This window comes from Paenibacillus rhizoplanae (assembly GCF_042684125.1).
Lineage (GTDB): Bacteria > Bacillota > Bacilli > Paenibacillales > Paenibacillaceae > Paenibacillus_AQ > Paenibacillus_AQ rhizoplanae.
In genome coordinates this window covers 1-2,227 of sequence record NZ_JBHUKY010000096.1, presented here as the reverse complement: position 1 = coordinate 2,227, position 2,227 = coordinate 1, and the positions used below count along the sequence as shown (strand labels likewise).

General features: G+C 51.2%; 2 protein-coding genes and 2 tRNA genes. All 4 read right to left on the bottom strand.

The genetic code is table 11. The annotated features are described in order from the left end of the window. The coding region (locus ACFSX3_RS30695; protein WP_379313688.1) for an IS3 family transposase at positions 1-551 on the bottom strand (551 nt) is incomplete at its 3' end. Beyond that, positions 548-880, bottom strand: coding sequence for a transposase (locus ACFSX3_RS30690; protein WP_379256911.1), 333 nt, complete (start codon positions 878-880; stop codon positions 548-550). The genes ACFSX3_RS30695 and ACFSX3_RS30690, both read right to left, overlap by 4 nt. A 368-nt stretch (positions 881-1,248) precedes the next feature. Further along, positions 1,249-1,321: transfer RNA gene (locus tag ACFSX3_RS30685), tRNA-Lys, on the bottom strand. Between the two features lie 9 nt (positions 1,322-1,330). Next, a tRNA-Ala gene (locus ACFSX3_RS30680) sits at positions 1,331-1,406 on the bottom strand. Positions 1,407-2,227 lie beyond the last annotated feature (821 nt).

Genomic DNA, 2,227 nt, shown 5'->3' with positions numbered 1-2,227 from the left:
AGCCCCGGGCCGGGTCGCTTGGCTTGATAGGCAGCCTGCAAGGCGTCTAAGACCAAGCTGGTTTCCATGTGGTCCGATAACCGCCACCCTACAATTTCGCGCGTACACAGATCCATGACGCTGGCCAGGTACAAGCGGCCTCCACGGCAGGGGATATACGTAATATCGGTCACCCAGGCGGTATTGGGCTTGTCGACGGTAAATTCTTGATTCAGTGTGTTCGGGGCAATAGGATCGTTGTGCTTGGAATCCGTGGTCTGTACACGGTACGGCTTAGAGACCACCGAGCGGAGCTTCATTTGCCGCATGTACACACTCACCGTACGTTCGGTGAGGGTATAGCCTTCCTGGTGCAGGAGTCGAGTGATTTTCGGACTTCCATACCGCCCCTTATGGTCATTAAAATGGTAGCGGATTCGCTCCTGCACGGCCGCTTTTCGGAGAGCCTGTGCACTGGTTTTGGCTCCGAGCCACTTGTAATATCCGCTCCTGGATACCTGCAAGGTGATGCACATCTTCTCCAAGCGAAACGCGGAGCGATGTTCCTTCATGAACTGGAATCGGCGTTCCTTGGTTTGCTGAAGATGTGCACTGCTTTTTTTAGGATGGCCAGTTCTTCCTCCCGGTCGACGAGTTGATCTTGGCGCTCCTGGAGCTGACGGCGCGCTTCCTTCAACTCGGCTTCGAGCTCCCTCACCCGATCCACACTGGCTACAGGTTCATTCTTGAGCTCCCGGTATTGTCCCATCCATTGATGAAGCGTGCTCTTGGGGATGTCCAGCTCTTCCGCTAACTCCCCGAAGCTCTTCGTCTGTTCTTGTAGAAACTTAACCGTCTGCTTTTTAAACTCTTCATTGTACCGTTTTCGTTGGTCACCCATGGCAACACACCTCCGTGATCCTTATTATCCCTCCGTCCGTTAAGAGACGTCTACTATCTATTCTAAACCCACAGATGGCGCTATTTACTAGATTTCATCTCATATATGGTGGTGAAGAAGCAATAAGCGCGATACGGTCCGTTAGCCCTTTTAATTATGCTGAATAGAGAACATAAGGGCTGTGGGGTCCGTAGCAGTCCTTTAGACACATTTAGAACCGAAGGATATCGATGGAAACCATATTTCGCGGTTCGAGGTTGGGGTCGCGGCTCGAGAGTGGACCTTAAGCCCTTGCTGTTCCCCCCCACTTAAGCATCCGTATCCCCTGAAACAGCAAAAGAACGGCATCTCTGCCGTTCTTAATGTAATGGACTCTCAGGGGCTCGAACCCTGGACAAATAGATTAAGAGTCTACTGCTCTACCAACTGAGCTAAGAGTCCGTATGAAATTGGTGGAGCCAAGGGGGATCGAACCCCTGACCTCATCGCTGCCAGCGATGCGCTCTCCCAGCTGAGCTATGGCCCCGAAATCACTCCGTATAGTCGACGGTCAGTCAGCGGACAAACCCGCTTGTATCAACGATTCTCAACGCTTTATCAACCCGCTCGTTTTCTTCCCGCTCAAATAATATATCACACGGGAGCGCATCGCTGCAAGCTTTTTCTGCGCATATCTGCGAAATTATTTCCGGCGGTCTCAAAACGTTGATACTACGCCATTTTTCTACGCGTCAAATTCTACGAACGGATATGCGCTGAGCGCATCGCAGTGTAAACGCAAAAAAGGCGCAGCCCTCACGGATATTACTCCGCAAAGACTGCGCCTTAATTACTCCGTCACTTTACGATAAGCCCGCCGCTCGCCGAACGTATAAGCTTCGCACGACAATACGATTATTTACATATACTGGCTCCCTGAGTTAAAAATGCTGCGCGGATTCTGAATACAGCTGAGTTCACTTACTTTAAGTAAGCCCTTGGGGTCCGCTTCACCGCGTTAAAGCGATGCTACATCGTAATGAATACGTTATACATTTTTCGTAGCGCATCGCTGATTGCTATCCGCTCCCCTTAAGCGTCACAAAACCGCGCCCCGCCTACGTTTGTCCATCCGTTGCATAAACGCACGTTATACGCTGCATATACATTTCCAGCGGTCGGCCCTGCGATCCCTACAACCGCGCGGCTTAATGGTTATCGGCGCTGGTAAATTATACATACGTAATGATTACGTTTATGCATGCGTTTATGCAGCGCCAGGACACGCCGAAACGCTGACCCCCTGAAATTTTCGAGGGGCCGTCCGGTCCGAGGCCGCAGCAGGAAAAATCGCTAATATGCGTAGAT

Excerpts from the sequence above, each read along its gene's own strand:
- ACFSX3_RS30690 (WP_379256911.1), bottom strand. The coding sequence starts at position 880 with ATGGGTGACCAACGAAAACGGTACAATGAAGAGTTTAAAAAGCAGACG.